Source organism: Pseudomonas sp. R3-41, assembly GCF_054161485.1.
Genome location: NZ_CP096421.1, coordinates 5,086,149 through 5,104,142, shown reverse-complemented (window position 1 = coordinate 5,104,142; position 17,994 = coordinate 5,086,149). Strand labels below are relative to the sequence as shown.

The following is a 17,994-nucleotide window of genomic DNA, read 5'->3' as shown; positions in this document are numbered from 1 at the left end:
ATGGCCGAGAGCGAGAGTGGTCAGGACAAGACAGAAGACCCCACGGAAAAGCGCCTGCGCGAATCCCGTGAAAAGGGCGAGATCGCCCGATCCAAGGAGCTCAATACGCTGGCGGTGATGCTGGCCGGGGCGGGCGGGTTGCTGATCTACGGCGGGGGGCTGGCGTTGGATCTGCTGGAAATCATGCGGCTTAATTTTTCCCTGCCTCGTGAGGTGCTGCTCAGTCCGGAGGCGATGGGGCAATATTTGCTGCATTCCGGCAAGATCGCGATTCTGGCGGTGCAGCCAGTGCTGATATTTCTGCTGCTGGCCGCCATTATTGGTCCTATTTCCTTGGGTGGCTGGCTGTTCGCCGGCAAAAGCCTTGCGCCGAAGTTCAGTCGAATGAACCCGGCCAGCGGTCTGAAGCGGATGTTTTCCACCAATGCGTTGATGGAGCTGCTCAAGGCCCTCGGAAAATTCTTCCTGGTTCTTTTTGTCGCGTTGACGGTTTTGCAGGCTGACATCGATGACCTGCTGCGCATTGCCCATGAGCCGCTGGAACAGGCCATTATCCACAGCGTGCAGTTAGTGGGCTGGAGCACGTTGTGGATGGCCTGCGGCTTGATCCTGATTGCTGCGATCGATGTGCCGATCCAGCTCTATCAGAGCAAGCAGAAGCTGATGATGACCAAGCAGGAGATACGCGACGAACACAAGGATCAGGAAGGCAAACCGGAGGTCAAGCAACGGATCCGCCAGTTGCAGCGCGAGGTCTCCCAGCGGCGGATGATGGCGGCAATCCCCGATGCCGATGTGGTCATCACCAACCCGACGCACTACGCTGTCGCCCTCAAGTACGACCCCGAAAAAGGCAACGCTCCCGTGTTGCTGGCCAAGGGCAGTGACTTCCTGGCACTGAAGATCCGTGAGATCGCCGTGGCCAATGAAGTGATGCTGCTCGAATCCCCGGCGTTGGCGCGATCGATTTATTACTCCACCGAACTCGACCAGGAAATCCCTGGGGGGCTGTATTTGGCTGTTGCGCAGGTATTGGCCTACGTCTACCAGATCCGCCAGCACCGCGCTGGCAAGGGTAAGCGCCCTGAGCCGCTCAAGGATTTGCCGATCCCGCCGGATTTGCGGCGTGACACTTGAGTGCTTATCGGCGCTAGTAATCAGCCGCCTCTAAAATATACCTGCGGATATATCTAATTCTTCTTTCAATGGTTTCGCCCGTTTTTATAGACATCTCATTGCGATAAGCCATGTTTTTGCTGCCTGGGGTTCCTGATTTGATGGCTTGCTCGTGAAAAAAAACTATTGCGTCGTCATAAAAATTCGTCTTCAGAATTTTTTTTCCGGAAGCATCGATTTCAGTGAAGGGGCTTTGGGGGGCCGGTATTCCTTCATTGTCGAACGGAATGTTTTGATGATGTGAGAAATATGCTTCAGCAGCGTTTTTTTTATTTGGAGTCGGTCTGAAGCTGATTTGGATTTTTTCCGAGAGTGCTGCTTGCAGTGTTTTGGTTTCTGAGATTAACGTTAGCTGATCTTTAACCGTTTTTTCCACAACCGATTTGATTTTTGCCGAGCTCGGTTTATTTATCGATAACAAGGTCTTTTGGACCCGCCTTAGCGCGGTTTGCTTCAAATACTGGGACATCAGACTAGCTGGAGCGCCGACGTGTCCCGTTGGGTCTCTCCGATTGATAGGGTCGCCGATGCAATATGCATACGGATTCAATCCACCCTCGCCAAACGGGCTCAAACTGTCTGGACTATTAATTCGCATCAAAACCGGATTGAACGCCAGATAACCATTTCCCAGCAAATAATGCCCGGTCACCGGATCCGGTCGCTCTCCATTGAAGCCGAGCAAGCTCAACAAACCGTTGTCGATAGTTCGATTGCCATAAGGCGAATAGGCATGGGACTGCCTTTCATTGGCGGAAACGGCATGCAATACCGAGCGTTGTTGATCGGTCGCCAACAGTGTCGCTTGCTTTGCGCTGCCTTGGGTTTCGGTCTGGGCCAGCAATTGATCGCCATGTTGAACAATTGACCGGCTGATGGCTCCTTCGATTTCTGTCGCCAGGCGAGACTTGCAATAAAACCGCTGGACAGGCGCGTGAGTCATCAAGGTGTGGCTGGTGAGGCGATCCAGTGGGTCATAGCGGTAAGTGCAGAGGCGCGTGGCTGACATGGTCGATGCTCCGTTCGGGTGAGGCTCCGTTGGATTATCGGGGTTGGGATGCAGAGGGGAAACTAGCAGAACTGTTAGGTTTGCCTGGAAAGCGACAGGCCCCGTGGCGAGGGAGCTTGCTCCCGCTCGGTTGCGCAGCGACCGCCATAACACAGGGGCTGCGGTGTGTCTGATGCTGCGCATTCGGCTGGTTTCGGGGCCGCTTCGCGACCCAGCGGGAGCAAGCTCCCTCGCCACAGGTTCGTCGTTTGCCTTAGGTGAACAGCATGACCCTGTGGAGCGAGCCTGCTCGCGAATGCGGTAATCCAGTCCATGCAAATGTTGACTGACAAATCGCAATCGCGAGCAGGCTCGCTCCCACAGGGTTGAATGTGCGTCAGCCGCTCTATTGCAGTCTTCAAGAAAAGTTGGAAGGCTTCTTGCAATACCCCGTCTGCGCCCCTTCCGGGCGTCAAAAGTTTGCTTCACAGGAACGGGGAATTTTGGTGGATCGCTCTCAGTTACTCAGCTCTGCACGCAGCAATGTCGTAGACCTCAGCCGGGGTAATCTGGGCGTGCCGCTGTTGCTGCTGGTCATGCTCGCCATGATGATGCTGCCGGTGCCGCCGTTCCTGCTGGACGTGTTCTTCACGTTCAACATCGCCCTGTCGATCGTGGTGCTGCTGGTGTGCGTCTACGCCCTGCGGCCGCTGGATTTCGCCGTGTTCCCGACCATCCTGCTGGTGGCCACGCTGTTGCGCCTGGCGCTGAACGTGGCGTCCACCCGGGTGGTGATGATTCATGGCCAAGAAGGCCACGCCGCCGCCGGTAAGGTGATCCAGGCCTTCGGTGAGGTGGTGATCGGCGGTAACTACGTGGTCGGTATCGTGGTTTTTGCGATCTTGATGATCATCAACTTCGTCGTGGTGACCAAGGGCGCCGGGCGGATTTCCGAGGTGAGCGCACGTTTCACCCTCGATGCGATGCCCGGCAAGCAGATGGCGATCGACGCCGACCTCAACGCCGGCCTGATCGACCAGAGCCAGGCCAAGCTGCGTCGCCTGGAAGTGGCCCAGGAAGCCGAGTTCTACGGCTCCATGGACGGTGCCAGCAAATTCGTGCGCGGTGACGCCATCGCCGGCCTGTTGATTCTGTTCATCAACCTGATCGGCGGCATGGCCGTCGGCATCTTTCAGCACGGCATGACCTTCGGCGATGCCGGCAAGGTCTACGCCTTGTTGACCATTGGTGACGGTTTGGTGGCGCAATTGCCATCACTGCTGTTATCCACAGCCGCCGCGATCATGGTGACCCGTGCGTCGGGCTCCGAAGACATGGGCAAGCAGATCAGCCGACAAATGTTCGCCTCGCCCAAGGCCCTGGCCGTTGCCGCCGGCCTGATGGCGGTGATGGGCCTGGTGCCTGGCATGCCGCATTTCTCCTTCCTGAGCATGGCGGCCCTGGCGGCTGGCGGTGCCTACCTGTTCTGGAAGAAGCAGAACGTGCAGAAAGTCCAGGCCCTGCAAGAGGTCAAGCGCCAGCAGGAACTGCTGCCGTCGCCGGCCCGCGCCATGGAAACCAAGGAATTGGGCTGGGATGACGTGACGCCCATCGACATGATCGGCCTGGAAGTCGGTTATCGCCTGATTCCGTTGGTCGACCGCAACCAGGGTGGTCAGTTGCTGGCGCGGATCAAGGGGGTGCGCAAGAAGCTCTCCCAGGACCTGGGCTTCCTGATGCCCACCGTGCACATCCGCGACAACCTCGACCTGGCGCCGAGCGCCTATCGCCTGACACTGATGGGTGTGATCCTGGCCGAAGCCGAGATCTACCCCGACCGCGAGCTGGCGATCAACCCTGGCCAGGTCTACGGCAGCCTCAACGGCATCACCGCCAAGGATCCGGCTTTTGGCCTGGAGGCGGTGTGGATCGAAATCAGCCAGCGGGCCCAGGCCCAGTCCCTCGGCTACACCGTGGTGGACGCCAGTACCGTGGTGGCGACCCACTTGAACCAGATTCTGTACAAGCACTCCAGCGAGTTGATTGGCCACGAAGAAGTCCAGCAACTCCTGCAAGTACTGGCCAAAGGCTCGCCGAAGCTGGCTGAAGAGTTGGTGCCGGGCGTGGTTTCGTTGTCGCAGTTGCTCAAGGTCCTGCAAGCGTTGTTGGCCGAGCAAGTGCCTGTGCGCGACATACGCAGTATTGCCGAAGCCATCGCCAACAACGCGTCCAAGAGTCAAGATACCGCCGCCCTGGTGGCCGCGGTTCGGGTCGGCGTATCCCGTGCAATCGTCCAAAGCATTGTAGGCACTGAGTCTGAGCTGCCTGTTATCACCTTGGAGCCAAGGTTGGAACAGATATTGCTCAATAGTCTGCAGAAGGCAGGACAAGGCTCGGAAGAGGGTGTTCTGCTGGAGCCAAGCATGGCCGAGAAGCTGCAGCGTTCGCTGATCGAGGCAGCCCAGCGGCAAGAGATGCAAGGCCAACCGGTGATCCTGCTGGTGGCCGGTCCGATTCGCGCGATGCTCTCGCGATTCGGACGCCTCGCGGTCCCGGGGCTGCATGTGCTGGCGTACCAGGAAATACCGGACAACAAGCAAGTGACCATCGTTGCGACAGTAGGGCCCAACGGCTGAGGTAGTGGTTTATGCAAGTGAAGCGTTTTTTCGCCGCAGACATGCGTCAGGCCATGAAACTGGTTCGTGACGAGCTGGGCGCTGAAGCAGCCATCATTGGCAACCGTCGTATCGCCGGCGGTGTCGAGCTGACGGCGGCCCTGGATTACAAATTGTCGGCGCTGGCGCCACGGGTTCCGAACATGGAACTTGAAGACGAGCTGCGCAAGACTCAATCGCGCATCGCCAGCGCCCAGGCCGAACTGAGCCTGCGCAGCAGCGAAGGCGAAGGCGCGCCGGGCACCAATCGTCAATTGTTCGCCGGTCAGCCGCTGACCGCCGGCCTGCCGTTGACCGCCGCCGAACCGCTGATGGAACAGGTCCAGGCCGAACCGCGTCGTCCAGAGCCGGCACCTGCCGCGCCAGCCCGTGGGCTTGACCCGCGCGCCCTGGACTCGATGCGCTTCGAACTCAACAGCCTGCGCGAGCTGATGGAAGTCCAGCTCGGCTCCCTGGCCTGGAACCAGCTGCAAGGCAGCCGTCCGGCCCAGGCCAACCTGTGGCGTCGCCTGCAACGCATCGGCCTGTCCGGCCCGTTGTCCCGCGACCTGCTGGCGCTGATCAATGGTATCGAAGAGCCGCGCCAGGCCTGGCGCATGCTGCTGGCGCACCTGGCACGCATGATTGCCACGCCGGAAGTCGAGCCGCTGGAAGAGGGCGGGGTCATTGCCATGGTCGGTCCTGCCGGCATGGGCAAGACCACCACCCTGGCCAAGCTCGCCGCCCGTTATGTACTCAAGTACGGCGCCCAGAGCATCGCCCTGGTAAGCATGGACAGTTTCCGCATCGGTGCCCAGGAACAACTCAAGACCCTGGGCCGGATCCTCAATGTGTCGGTGACCCATGTGGATCCGGGCCAATCCCTGGCCCAGGCGCTGGAACCGCTGCTGCGCAAACGCGTCGTGCTGATCGATACCGCCGGCCTGCAAGCCAGCGATCCGGCCCTGCGCATGCAGCTCGAAAGCCTGGCCGGACGCGGTATCAAGTCAAAAAATTATCTCGTGTTGGCAACCACCAGCCAGAAACAGGTTCTAACCGCCGCATACCACAGCTACAAACGCTGCGGGCTGGCCGGCTGCATCCTGACTAAGCTGGACGAAACGGCAAGCCTGGGCGAGGTGTTGAGCCTGGCGATCGGTCATGAACTGCCGGTGGCCTACCTGACCGACGGGCCGCGGATCCCGGATGATTTGCATCTGCCGCGCCGTCATCAACTGGTCAGTCGTGCCGTGAGTGTGCAAATGCAGGAAGAACCCAGCGAAGAAGCCATGGCTGACATGTTCGCTGACATCTACCACAGCCCGACCAAGCAGGTCGGCTGAGGTAATCATGAATATTTTTTGTACCTACATCGATGGTCTGCCATGCATTGTTCCGTATGCGAACGCGCAGCCAGTAATGTGGCCTCCGTCTAAGAAGACAAGGTAAAGAACGAACATGGGCAGCATGCATCCCGTACAGGTGATCGCGGTGACCGGCGGCAAAGGTGGCGTCGGGAAGACTAACGTGTCAGTGAACTTGTCCCTGGCTCTGGCAGAGCTTGGCCGACGGGTCATGCTGCTGGACGCCGACCTGGGCCTGGCGAACGTCGACGTGTTGCTGGGGCTTACCCCCAAACGCACCCTGGCGGACGTGATCGAAGGCCGTTGCGAACTGCGCGACGTGCTGTTGCAGGGGCCGGGCGGGATTCGCATCGTGCCGGCTGCCTCCGGCACCCAGAGCATGGTTCACCTGACCCCGGCGCAGCACGCGGGCCTGATCCAGGCGTTCAGCGACATCGGCGATAACCTCGATGTGCTGGTGATCGACACCGCGGCCGGCATCGGCGACTCGGTCGTCAGTTTCGTGCGCGCCGCCCAGGAAGTGCTGCTGGTGGTCTGCGACGAACCGACGTCCATCACCGACGCCTATGCCCTGATCAAACTGCTTAACCGCGACTATGGCATGAACCGCTTCCGCGTCCTGGCCAACATGGCCCAGAGCCCGCAGGAAGGACGCAACCTGTTCGCCAAGTTGACGAAGGTCACCGATCGCTTCCTGGACGTCGCCCTACAATACGTCGGTGCAGTGCCTTACGACGAAAGCGTGCGCAAGGCCGTCCAGAAGCAACGTGCCGTTTATGAAGCCTTTCCACGTTCCAAATGCGCGCTGGCGTTCAAGGCGATCGCCCAAAAGGTCGATACCTGGCCGCTGCCGGCCAACCCCCGCGGGCATCTGGAGTTTTTCGTCGAGCGTCTTGTGCAACAAACAGCAGGGCCCGTGTTATGACAGCCAGCGGTTACAACCATCTCTACAAAAAATCGGCACGGGACGCCCAATACGAATTGATCGAGCGTTATGCGCCACTGGTCAAGCGTATCGCCTATCACTTGCTGGCGCGGTTGCCGGCCAGTGTCCAGGTCGAGGATTTGATCCAGGCCGGCATGATCGGCCTGCTTGAAGTGTCGAACAAATACGACGCCAGCAAGGGCGCCAGTTTCGAGACCTATGCCGGTATTCGCATTCGTGGGGCGATGCTCGATGAAGTCCGCAAGGGCGATTGGGCGCCGCGTTCGGTGCACCGCAATACCCGCATGGTCAGTGACGCGATTCGGGCAATCGAAGCTAAAACTGGGCGTGACGCTAAAGATCACGAGGTTGCGGCCGAACTCCAGTTGAGTCTCGATGATTATTACGGGATTTTGAACGATACCTTGGGCAGTCGCCTGTTCAGCTTCGACGACCTCTTGCAGGACGGCGAGCACGAAGGGCTGCATGAGGATAACGCGAGTGCTCACATGGAGCCGTCACGTGACCTGGAAGATGAACGTTTCCAGAGCGCGCTGGCGGATGCGATTGCCAATTTGCCGGAACGTGAGCGACTGGTCTTGGCGCTGTACTACGACGAAGAGCTGAACCTCAAGGAAATCGGTGAGGTCCTGGGGGTCAGCGAATCTCGGGTCAGCCAGTTACACAGCCAGTGCGCGGCCCGCTTGCGGGGCCGTTTGGGGGAGTGGCGAGCGCGCTGACAGGCAGTGTGGGGACACTGCGAGCGGGACTGGCATGGCGTTGCCGGGTCAGTTTCCATCCGTTGTGCTCCAGACCGTTGTCGAGTGTTGTGCCGGAATTGATTGAAATGGCGCGTCCAGGTGCTGGGCGCGTTTAAGACTGCTTGGAGGTCGAATTGGACAAGAACATGAAAATCCTCATCGTTGATGACTTCTCAACGATGCGGCGGATCATAAAAAACCTGTTGCGTGACCTTGGGTTCACCAACACGGTCGAGGCGGATGATGGCGTCACAGCCATTCCGGTCCTCAACAGCGGGAGCATCGACTTTCTGGTGACTGACTGGAACATGCCCGGCATGACCGGTATCGACTTGCTGCGCCATGTGCGCGCCGACGAAAAACTCAAGCACCTCCCGGTGCTGATGGTGACTGCCGAAGCCAAGCGCGAGCAGATCATCGAAGCGGCCCAGGCCGGTGTAAACGGCTATGTGGTCAAGCCCTTCACGGCCCAGGCGTTGAAAGAGAAGATCGAAAAAATCTTCGAACGCATCGGTTAACGGCGCCACGGGGGAGCTATGGACAACGAATCTTCAATGGGCGATTTCGAATCGACCCTGAAAAAACATGCCCGCGAACTGGTCGACAGCCTTGAAAAAGGTCGCTTTGGCGATGCGGTTCAAATGATCCATGAGCTCAACCAGACCCGTGACCGTGGTCTGTATCAGGAAGTGGGCAAGCTCACGCGTGAACTGCACAGCGCGATTGTCAATTTCCAGATCGACCCGCACATGCCGCAGGCCGAGGAAGTCTCGCAGATCACCGACGCCACCGAGCGCCTGGGCTATGTGGTCAAGCTGACGGAGGCCGCGGCCAACCGCACCATGGACCTGGTGGAAAGCGCAACACCGCTGGTCAATGGCCTGAGTGAAGAGGCCCAGGCCTTGAGCACCGACTGGGGCCGGTTCATGCGTCGCGAAGTCGGTGCTGAAGAATTTCGGGAGCTGGCCCGTCGGGTCGACGGTTTCCTGACGCGCAGCAGCAACGAAAACCGCGCCGTGGCCAGTAACCTCAACGACATTCTGCTGGCCCAGGACTATCAAGACCTGACCGGCCAGGTGATCAAGCGTGTGACCCAACTGGTCACCGAAGTGGAAAGCAACCTGCTCAAACTGGTGCTGATGGCTAGCCAGGTCGACCGCTTTGCAGGCATCGAACACGACCGTGAAGCGATACTTGCTGAAAAAGATCCACAAAAACATCTCTCTCAGGGTGAAGGTCCGCAAATTCATGCCGATAAAAGAGAAGACGTTATGTCCGGTCAGGACGATGTGGACGATTTGCTGTCCAGCCTTGGATTTTGATTTAGCCCTATTTTAGGAGCAGCCATTAATGAGCTTCGGCGCCGATGAAGAGATCCTTCAGGATTTCCTGGTTGAGGCCGGCGAGATTCTAGAGCAACTGTCCGAACAGCTGGTCGAGCTGGAAAGCCGACCTGATGATGCGGATCTGCTCAATGCAATTTTTCGCGGTTTCCACACTGTAAAAGGAGGCGCCGGCTTCCTCCAGCTCAACGAGCTGGTGGAGTGCTGTCACATTGCCGAGAACGTGTTCGACATCCTGCGCAAGGGTGAGCGTCGCGTTGATTCGGAATTGATGGACGTGGTGCTCGAAGCGCTGGATGCGGTCAACAGCATGTTCAGCGAAGTGCGCGAGCGCTCGCCGATTACCCCGGCCACCCCCGAGCTGCTCGCCGCGCTGGCACGCCTGGCCGAGCCGCAATCGGCTGACGAAGCCGCGCCGGTTGCCGAGGCAGTGGTTGAAGAACCGGTCGCCGAAGAATCGGGCGACATCACCGATAATGAATTCGAACAGTTGCTGGACTCCCTGAGTGCCGTCAAGGCCCAGGCCGAGGCACCGGCCGCTCAGGTTGCGCCGGCTGCACCGGCCAGCAATGGGGCTGGCAGCGACGAAATCACCGATGCCGAGTTCGAGTCGCTGCTCGACCAGCTTCACGGCAAGGGCCAATTCGCGCCAGATGCCGTTGTCCCGCCAGCAGCCCCGGCCGCCGCGAAAGCGGCGGGCGACAGCTCGGACATCACCGACGACGAATTCGAAGCCTTGCTCGACCAGTTGCATGGCAAGGGCACCTTTGCCGTTGACGCCCTGGATTCGGCCATCGCTTCGGCACCGACGCCGGCCAAACCTGCTGCCGCTGCCGCAGGCAGCGACCTGATCAGCGACCACGAATTCGAATCGCTGCTCGATGAGCTGCACGGCAAGGGCAAGTTCAGCGAGGTCGGTACCGCTTCCGCCGCGCCTGCCGCCGCCAAGACGGCCGCACCGGCGGCCAAGGCCGCGCCCAAACCCGCCGCCAAGGCACCGGAACCCAAGGCCGAGCCCGCCAAGCCTGCCGCTGCCGCCGCCCCGGCGCCAGCCCGTGCTCCAGCGGCTGCGCCAGCGGAAAAACCGGCCAGCGAAGCCGAGACCACCGTTCGGGTCGATACCGCGCGCCTGGACGAGATCATGAACATGGTCGGCGAACTGGTGCTGGTGCGTAACCGCCTGGTGCGCCTGGGCCTCAACAGCCAGGACGAAGCCATGTCCAAGGCTGTGTCGAACCTCGACGTGGTCACGGCCGATTTGCAGACTGCGGTCATGAAGACGCGGATGCAGCCGATCAAGAAAGTTTTCGGGCGCTTCCCGCGCTTGGTTCGCGACCTGGCTCGCCAGCTCAAGAAAGAAATCAACCTGGAACTGGTGGGTGAAGAGACCGACCTCGACAAGAACCTTGTCGAGGCCCTGGCCGACCCGCTGGTCCACTTGGTGCGCAACGCGGTCGACCACGGCATCGAGTCGCCGGAAGAACGCGAAGCCTCGGGCAAGGTCCGCAGCGGCAAGGTGATCCTGGCCGCCGAGCAGGAGGGCGACCACATCCTGCTGTCGATCTCCGATGACGGCAAAGGCATGGACCCGAACGTGTTGCGTGCCATCGCGGTGAAACGCGGTGTGATGGACAAGGATGCCGCCGACCGCCTGAGCGACACCGAGTGCTACAACCTGATCTTCGCCCCGGGTTTCTCGACCAAGACCGAGATCTCCGACGTGTCGGGCCGTGGCGTGGGCATGGACGTGGTGAAAACCAAGATTTCCCAGCTCAACGGTTCGATCAATATCTACTCGACCAAGGGCCAGGGCTCGAAGATCGTCATCAAGGTCCCGTTGACCCTGGCGATCATGCCGACGCTCATGGTGATGCTGGGCAACCAGGCCTTCGCCTTCCCGTTGGTCAACGTCAACGAGATTTTCCACCTCGACCTGTCGCGCACCAACGTGGTCGATGGCCAGGAAGTGGTCATCGTGCGGGACAAGGCGCTGCCGCTGTTCTACCTCAAGCGCTGGCTGGTCAGCTCCGCTGCTCACGTCGAGCAGGGCGAAGGCCACGTGGTGATCCTTTCGGTGGGCACCCAGCGGATCGGCTTTGTCGTCGACCAGTTGGTGGGCCAGGAAGAAGTGGTCATCAAGCCGTTGGGCAAGATGCTCCAGGGCACCCCGGGCATGTCCGGCGCCACCATCACCGGCGACGGCCGCATCGCGTTGATTCTCGATGTGCCGAGCATGCTCAAGCGTTACGCCGCCCGGCGTATTTGATTCTGGAGGGGCGTGGCCCAGGGCCGCGTCTCGTCTAACGGAGTGTTTATGGTAGTTAAAGTCCTGGTGGTGGACGATTCGGGTTTTTTCCGTCGCCGCGTCTCGGAAATTCTTTCAGCGGACACGAGTATTCAGGTCGTCGGTACCGCGACTAACGGCAAAGAGGCGATCGATCAGGCCCTGGCACTCAAGCCGGACGTGATCACCATGGACTACGAGATGCCGATGATGGACGGCATCACGGCCGTGCGGCATATCATGCAGCGCTGCCCGACCCCGGTCTTGATGTTCTCCTCCCTGACTCATGAAGGCGCCCGGGTGACCCTCGATGCGCTGGACGCCGGGGCGGTGGATTTCCTGCCGAAGAATTTCGAAGACATTTCGCGCAACCCGGACAAGGTCCGGCAGTTGCTGTGCGAAAAGGTCCACAGCATTTCCCGCAGCAATCGCCGTGTCAGTGCCTATAGCGCGCCGGCACCTGCCCCGGTGGCGGCGCCAAGCCCTGCGCCTGCGCCGACGGCTTCGAGCAGCTTCAATCCTGCACCGGTGCGTAGCGCCCCGGCACCTGCGCCGACGCGTTCGGCGCCTGCCAGTGCATCGTCGCCGGCACCCAAGCGCAAAGCCTACAAGCTGGTGGCGATCGGCACGTCCACCGGCGGCCCGGTGGCGCTGCAACGGGTCCTGACTCAGTTGCCCGCCAACTTCCCGGCCCCCATCGTGCTGATCCAGCACATGCCGGCGGCGTTCACCAAGGCATTTGCCGAGCGCTTGGACAAGCTCTGCAACATCAGCGTCAAGGAGGCCGAGGATGGCGACATCCTGCGTCCCGGCCTGGCGTTGCTGGCACCGGGTGGCAAGCAGATGATGATCGACGGCCGCGGCGCGGTGAAAATCCTGCCGGGCGATGAGCGTCTGAACTACAAGCCTTGCGTGGACATTACCTTCGGTTCCGCCGCCAAGTCCTACGGTGACAAAGTTTTGGCAGTGGTGCTGACCGGCATGGGCGCCGACGGTCGCGAAGGCGCGCGCCTGCTCAAGCAGGGCGGCAGTGCGATCTGGGCCCAGGACGAAGCCAGTTGCGTGATCTACGGCATGCCCATGGCGATCGTGAAAGCTGATCTTGCCGACGCGGTGTACGGATTGGATGACATCGGTCGACACCTGGTCGAGGCCTGCCTGTAATGGATGTGCTCAGCCTGATTGGCATCACCATGGCGTTCGTCGCCATCATTGGCGGCAATTACCTGGAAGGCGGTCATCTCGGCGCGCTGGCCAACGGTCCGGCGGCGTTGATCGTGATCGGCGGCACCATTGGCGCGGCGCTGTTGCAATCACCCATGAGCGCTTTCAAGCGCGCCATGCAGGTGCTGATCTGGATTCTGTTCCCGCCCCGTGTCGACCTGGCTGGTGGCATCGACCGCGTGGTGAACTGGAGCCTGACCGCTCGCAAGGAAGGCTTGCTGGGCCTGGAAGGGGTGGCCGATGCCGAGCCTGACAGCTATTCGCGCAAAGGCCTGCAATTGCTGGTGGACGGCGCCGAGCCGGAAGCCATCCGCAGCATCCTGGAGGTGGACTTCTACACCCAGGAAAGTCGCGACATCGAGGCGGCCAAGGTCTTCGAAAGCATGGGCGGCTACGCGCCGACCATTGGCATCATCGGCGCGGTGATGGGTCTGATCCATGTAATGGGCAACCTGGCCGATCCGTCGCAACTGGGCAGCGGCATCGCCGTGGCATTCGTCGCGACGATCTACGGCGTGGCGAGCGCCAACCTGGTGTTGCTGCCGATCGCGGCCAAACTCAAGTCCATCGCGTTGCGTCAGTCGCGCTATCGCGAAATGCTGCTGGAAGGGATCCTGTCGATCGCCGAGGGTGAGAACCCGCGCTCCATTGAATTGAAGCTCCAGGGCTTCATGGATTAATGGGGGATATGGAGCATGGCACGTCGCAGGCATCGTGAAGAACACGTCAACCATGAACGCTGGCTGGTTTCCTACGCCGACTTCATCACGCTGCTGTTCGCTTTTTTCGTGGTCATGTATTCGATCTCGTCAGTCAACGAAGGCAAGTACAAAGTCATTTCCGAGGCGTTGATCGGGGTCTTCACTGATTCCGACCGGGCTCTCAAGCCCATTCCGATCGGCGAGGAGCGGCCCAAGACCACCACGCCGGCCAAACCCTTGGTCAAGGACAGCGAGCAGGTCGACGCCGGTATCGCCGGCAGTAGCGATCCGTTGAAAAGCATCGCCGACGACATCAGCGCGGCGTTCGGCGACCTGATCAGCTCCAACCAGATGACCGTGCGCGGCAACGAGCTGTGGGTCGAGATCGAACTCAATTCCAGCCTGTTGTTCGGCAGTGGCGATGCCATGCCCAGCGACATGGCGTTCAACATCATCGATAAGGTCGCGGCGATCCTCAAGCCGTTCGACAACCCGATCCACGTCGAAGGCTTCACCGACGACCAGCCGATCCGTACCGCGCAATACCCGACCAACTGGGAACTGTCCTCGGCCCGCTCGGCGAGCATCGTGCGCATGCTGGCGATGCAGGGACTCAATCCCGGGCGCTTGGCATCGGTGGGGTATGGCGAGTTCCAGCCGGTGGCCAACAACGCCACCGCCGAGGGGCGTGCGCGCAACCGTCGCGTAATATTGGTGGTGTCGCGCAACCTCGATGTGCGTCGCAGTCTGACCGGTACCGGTACGGCCAAAGCAACCCCGGACGCGGCATTGAAGCGGGCTGGCACACAAACTGCACCGTCTCCGGTCAAGTCGCCGGGAAGACAGAGTGCCGTCAATTCTCCGTCACCCGCTTTATAACCGAGCTATTTCTCGGTCGAGCCAGTTTCGGCCGGGAGGAACGATCCGAATGAGAGTCTGGGCAGTCGCCAATCAAAAAGGTGGTGTGGGCAAGACCACATCTTCCATCGCTTTAGCCGGGTTGCTGGCCGAGGCGGGCAAGCGCGTGGTCATCGTCGACCTGGACCCCCACGGCTCGATGACCAGCTATTTCGGCTACGATCCCGACAGCCTGGAGCACAGCAACTACGACCTGTTCCTGCACAAGGGCGTGGTGCCCGAGGGCCTGCCGGGGCAGTTGCTGTTGTCCACCAGCGACGAGCGCATTTCGCTGTTGCCGTCGAGCACCGCCCTGGCCACCCTGGAGCGACAGTCGCCTGGGCAGAGCGGGCTGGGCCTGGTGATCGCCAAGAGTCTGGCGCAGCTGTGGCAGGATTTCGATTACGCGATCATCGACAGCCCGCCGTTGCTGGGTTTGCTGATGGTCAATGCCTTGGCAGCCAGCCAACAACTGGTGATCCCGGTGCAGACCGAGCATTTGGCGGTCAAGGGCCTGGAGCGCATGGTCAATACCCTGGCGATGGTCAATCGTTCGCGCAAGCAGACGCTGGCCTTCAACATCGTGCCGACCCTGTTCGACCGTCGCACCCAGGCGTCCCTGGGCACCCTGCGCGTCTTGCGGGACATGTACCCGGAGGACATCTGGCAAGGCTATATCCCCGTTGATACGCGCCTGCGCGATGCCAGCCGTGCCGGTGTGACCCCTTCGCAATTCGATGGCAAGAGCCGTGGCGTACTGGCTTACCGGGCGCTGCTCAAGCACCTGCTGGCCCAACAGCTTGTTCCGCAGCAGGTGGCTTAAGGTGACGAGGCTTTCCACTGGCATCGTGTTCGCTTGCGAGCACTCAAGTCCTAGCGCATTCATGCCGATAACCTCTTCAAGTGGCGCACTGTTCCCATGAGCCGCCCGATAAAGACAACCTCGCGTCCGCAAATGGCCCTGCAGTCCTATCTGGATGGGCTGTTGCAGGAAGCGACCGAAGAACTACCACCGCCGCCAAGCGTGATCGAGGCGTTGCCCGAACCCGTCGAAGCCGAGGGTGTGCTGGATGAATTTCAAGCGGCCGTGCTCGAAGAGCAGGCCCGTGATGCACGCAAATCAGTAGTGGCTGCGGCGGTCGAAGCACCGTTCATCAAGCCGCAACTGGCGGTCATGGACGCACCTGCGCCGATCCTGGCTCCGGTCTCGACCGTCGCCCCGTTGCTGCAGGGCCTGGTGACGCCGGTGGTGGAAGTCCACTTGCCGCCGAGCAGTCCGCCGCCACCGGTGCCGGGCGACGACCGTCCGGCCTGGGCGGCCGAGCCGTTCGAGTGTTTGTTGTTCGATGTGGCCGGGTTGACCCTGGCGGTGCCGCTGGTCTGCCTGGGGTCGATCTACTCCCTGGCCGGGCAGGAGTTGACGCCGTTGTTTGGCCAGCCGGAATGGTTCCTCGGGATCCTGCCGAGCCAGGCCGGCAACCTGAAGGTGCTGGATACGGCGCGCTGGGTCATGCCGGACCGTTATCGCGATGACTTTCGCCAGGGCTTGCAATACGTGATTTCGGTGCAAGGTTATGAATGGGGATTGGCGGTGCATCAGGTCAGCCGTTCGCTGCGCCTGGACCCGAACGAGATCAAGTGGCGCAGCCATCGAGGGCAACGGCCATGGCTGGCCGGTACGGTGATCGAGCACATGTGCGCCTTGCTGGACGTTTCCGAACTGGCGGAGTTGATTGCCAGCGGCGGGGCAAAACACTTGGGCGGCAGCAAGAAGCCGGTCCAGAAACCGAAATAAGACAACCGGTGGCGCGCAGCGTCGCCGGACAGAATACACGCCGCCACAGGCGGTTTTTCGAGGGGTCAGGGTATGAATGATAAGGCGTCGTCTCAAAAGGGTTCTGAAGATCCGATTCTGCAATGGGTGACCTTCAAACTCGATAACGAAACCTACGGCATCAACGTGATGCGCGTTCAGGAAGTGCTGCGCTATACCGAGATCGCCCCGGTACCGGGTGCACCCAGCTATGTGCTGGGCATCATCAACCTGCGCGGCAACGTGGTCACCGTGATCGATACCCGTCAGCGCTTCGGCCTGATGAACGCCGAGATCAGCGACAACACCCGGATCGTCATCATCGAAGCCGACAAGCAAGTGGTTGGCATCATGGTCGACAGCGTCGCCGAAGTGGTTTACCTGCGCCAGTCGGAAATCGAAACCGCGCCGAACGTGGGTAACGAAGAATCCGCCAAGTTCATTCAGGGCGTGTGCAACAAGAACAACGAGTTGCTGATTCTGGTTGAACTGGACAAGATGATGAGCGAAGAAGAGTGGTCGGAACTGGAGAGTATCTGATTTGATTCTTGAGGTAGCAGTCATTGTCCTGTTCCTTTTCTGGGCAGGCACGCTGGCGATGTTCTTGGCGTACATACGTGGCCAGCGGCAGATCGCCGCTCAGCAGGCCCAGGGCGATGCGCTGCGCGACCAGCGCATCAAGGACCTGGCCAAGCGCGTCGACGATTACCAGAACGGCACCGTGCGCATGGGCGAAGCGCTCCATGAGCTGCGTGCCGTGGTTGCGCCGTTGCCGGACAAGCTCGCCCAGTTGGAACAGCGCGACCCCTCCAGCCTGTCCTTCGCCCAGGCCGCCCGCCTGGTGGGCATGGGCGCCAGCGTCGACGAACTGACCCAAGCCTGCGGCCTGACCCAGGCCGAGGCGGAGTTGATGAGCAAGCTGCACAAGGGCGGCTGATCTTTAGCTATTACCCAAGACCAATGTGGGAGCGAGCCTGCTCGCGATAGCGGTGTGGCAGTCGATAGAAATGTCGGGTGTGATTCCGTCATTGCGAGCAGGCTCGCTCCCACAGGTTTTCTGGCGCTCACCGACTGATCATTCCAGCACACGCAGCGCTTGTGGCGAGGGAGCTTGCTCCCACTGGCCTGCGAAGCGGGCCCCCGCATTGTTCCCAGGCAGACCGTATCGCCCGGTTTTGCGGCTGCTGCGCAGCCGAGCGGGAGCAAGCTCCCTCGCCACGATGTCGCGTCCTGCCGCAGATCCAATGTGGGAGCGAGCCTGCTCGCGATAGCGGTGTGGCAGTCGATAGAAATGTCGGGTGTGATTCCGTCATCGCGAGCAGGCTCGCTCCCACAGGTTTTTCTGGCGCTCACCGACTGATCATTCCAGCACACGCAGCGCTTGTGGCGAGGGAGCTTGCTCCCGCTGGCCTGCGAAGCGGGCCCCAGCATTCTTCCCAGGCAGACCGTATCGCCCGGTTTTGCGACTGCTGCGCAGCCGAGCGGGAGCAAGCTCCCTCGCCACGATGTCGCGTCCTGCCGCAGATCCAATGTGGGAGCGAGCCTGCTCGCGATAGCGGTGTGGCAGTCGATAGAAATGTCGGGTGTGATTCCGTCATCGCGAGCAGGCTCGCTCCCACAGGTTTTTCTGGCGCTCACCGACTGATCATTCCAGCACACGCAGCGCTTGTGGCGAGGGAGCTTGCTCCCGCTGGCCTGCGAAGCGGGCCCCAGCATTCTTCCCAGGCAGACCGTATCGCCCGGTTTTGCGACTGCTGCGCAGCCGAGCGGGAGCAAGCTCCCTCGCCACGATGTCGCGTCCTGCCGCAGATCCAATGTGGGAGCGAGCCTGCTCGCGATAGCGGTGTGCCAGTCAAATCAACCT

At 60.7% G+C, this 17,994-nt stretch carries 16 protein-coding genes; 15 read left to right on the top strand and 1 reads right to left on the bottom strand.

All coding sequences use genetic code 11. The annotated features are described in order from the left end of the window. Window positions 1-1,137: a flagellar biosynthesis protein FlhB gene (gene flhB, locus M1D99_RS21885; protein ID WP_434571657.1), complete on the top strand. Its 1,137-nt coding sequence runs from the start codon at window positions 1-3 to the stop codon at window positions 1,135-1,137. 13 nt (window positions 1,138-1,150) lie between these two features. Here flhB and M1D99_RS21880 read toward each other — a convergent pair whose 3' ends face one another. Further along, complete coding sequence (locus tag M1D99_RS21880) at window positions 1,151-2,185, bottom strand: RHS repeat-associated core domain-containing protein (protein ID WP_458130770.1); 1,035 nt, start codon at window positions 2,183-2,185, stop codon at window positions 1,151-1,153. Window positions 2,186-2,670: 485 nt separating this feature from the next. Between M1D99_RS21880 and flhA the strand changes: the two genes are divergently transcribed. The 14 genes from flhA (at window position 2,671) to M1D99_RS21810 (ending at window position 17,067) form a co-directional block, all read left to right on the top strand. Further along, window positions 2,671-4,800, top strand: coding sequence for a flagellar biosynthesis protein FlhA (flhA, locus tag M1D99_RS21875; protein WP_186704681.1), 2,130 nt, complete (start codon window positions 2,671-2,673; stop codon window positions 4,798-4,800). An 11-nt stretch (window positions 4,801-4,811) separates the two neighbouring features. Continuing rightward, window positions 4,812-6,161, top strand: a complete 1,350-nt coding sequence (flhF, locus tag M1D99_RS21870; RefSeq protein ID WP_186704682.1) for a flagellar biosynthesis protein FlhF — start codon at window positions 4,812-4,814, stop codon at window positions 6,159-6,161. 115 nt (window positions 6,162-6,276) lie between these two features. Continuing rightward, on the top strand, window positions 6,277-7,107 hold the full coding sequence (gene fleN / locus M1D99_RS21865; protein ID WP_003184001.1) for a flagellar synthesis regulator FleN: 831 nt from the start codon (window positions 6,277-6,279) through the stop codon (window positions 7,105-7,107). Then, window positions 7,104-7,847 carry an RNA polymerase sigma factor FliA gene (fliA, locus tag M1D99_RS21860; protein WP_014337177.1) on the top strand — a complete coding sequence of 248 codons (744 nt, stop codon included), beginning with the start codon at window positions 7,104-7,106 and terminating at the stop codon, window positions 7,845-7,847. Before fleN ends, fliA begins: the two co-directional genes overlap by 4 nt. A gap of 167 nt (window positions 7,848-8,014) precedes the next feature. Then, a complete protein-coding gene (locus M1D99_RS21855; RefSeq protein WP_064378627.1) occupies window positions 8,015-8,386 on the top strand; it encodes a chemotaxis response regulator CheY in 372 nt (123 codons plus the stop codon). An 18-nt stretch (window positions 8,387-8,404) separates the two neighbouring features. Then, window positions 8,405-9,190 carry a protein phosphatase CheZ gene (locus M1D99_RS21850; protein WP_186704683.1) on the top strand — a complete coding sequence of 262 codons (786 nt, stop codon included), beginning with the start codon at window positions 8,405-8,407 and terminating at the stop codon, window positions 9,188-9,190. 28 nt (window positions 9,191-9,218) lie between these two features. Continuing rightward, a complete protein-coding gene (locus tag M1D99_RS21845; RefSeq protein ID WP_458130769.1) occupies window positions 9,219-11,477 on the top strand; it encodes a chemotaxis protein CheA in 2,259 nt (752 codons plus the stop codon). Window positions 11,478-11,525: 48 nt separating this feature from the next. Continuing rightward, window positions 11,526-12,659: a protein-glutamate methylesterase/protein-glutamine glutaminase gene (locus M1D99_RS21840; protein WP_186704685.1), complete on the top strand. Its 1,134-nt coding sequence runs from the start codon at window positions 11,526-11,528 to the stop codon at window positions 12,657-12,659. Beyond that, window positions 12,659-13,399 (top strand): flagellar motor protein, encoded by a 741-nt coding sequence (locus tag M1D99_RS21835; protein WP_186728626.1) that lies wholly within the window; start codon window positions 12,659-12,661, stop codon window positions 13,397-13,399. Before M1D99_RS21840 ends, M1D99_RS21835 begins: the two co-directional genes overlap by 1 nt. 15 nt (window positions 13,400-13,414) lie before the next feature. Then, window positions 13,415-14,299: a flagellar motor protein MotD gene (motD, locus tag M1D99_RS21830; protein ID WP_458130768.1), complete on the top strand. Its 885-nt coding sequence runs from the start codon at window positions 13,415-13,417 to the stop codon at window positions 14,297-14,299. 49 nt (window positions 14,300-14,348) lie between these two features. Next, window positions 14,349-15,140: a ParA family protein gene (locus M1D99_RS21825; protein ID WP_053120309.1), complete on the top strand. Its 792-nt coding sequence runs from the start codon at window positions 14,349-14,351 to the stop codon at window positions 15,138-15,140. Window positions 15,141-15,236: 96 nt separating this feature from the next. Beyond that, the gene (locus M1D99_RS21820; protein WP_434571650.1) at window positions 15,237-16,112 is read left to right on the top strand and encodes a CheW domain-containing protein; all 876 of its coding nucleotides are present in this window, start codon (window positions 15,237-15,239) and stop codon (window positions 16,110-16,112) included. A gap of 72 nt (window positions 16,113-16,184) precedes the next feature. Next, entirely contained in the window at window positions 16,185-16,670 is a 486-nt protein-coding gene (locus M1D99_RS21815) for a chemotaxis protein CheW (RefSeq protein WP_003199144.1), read from the top strand. 1 nt (window position 16,671) lies between these two features. Next, window positions 16,672-17,067, top strand: a complete 396-nt coding sequence (locus tag M1D99_RS21810) for a DUF2802 domain-containing protein (protein WP_003183966.1) — start codon at window positions 16,672-16,674, stop codon at window positions 17,065-17,067. Window positions 17,068-17,994 lie beyond the last annotated feature (927 nt).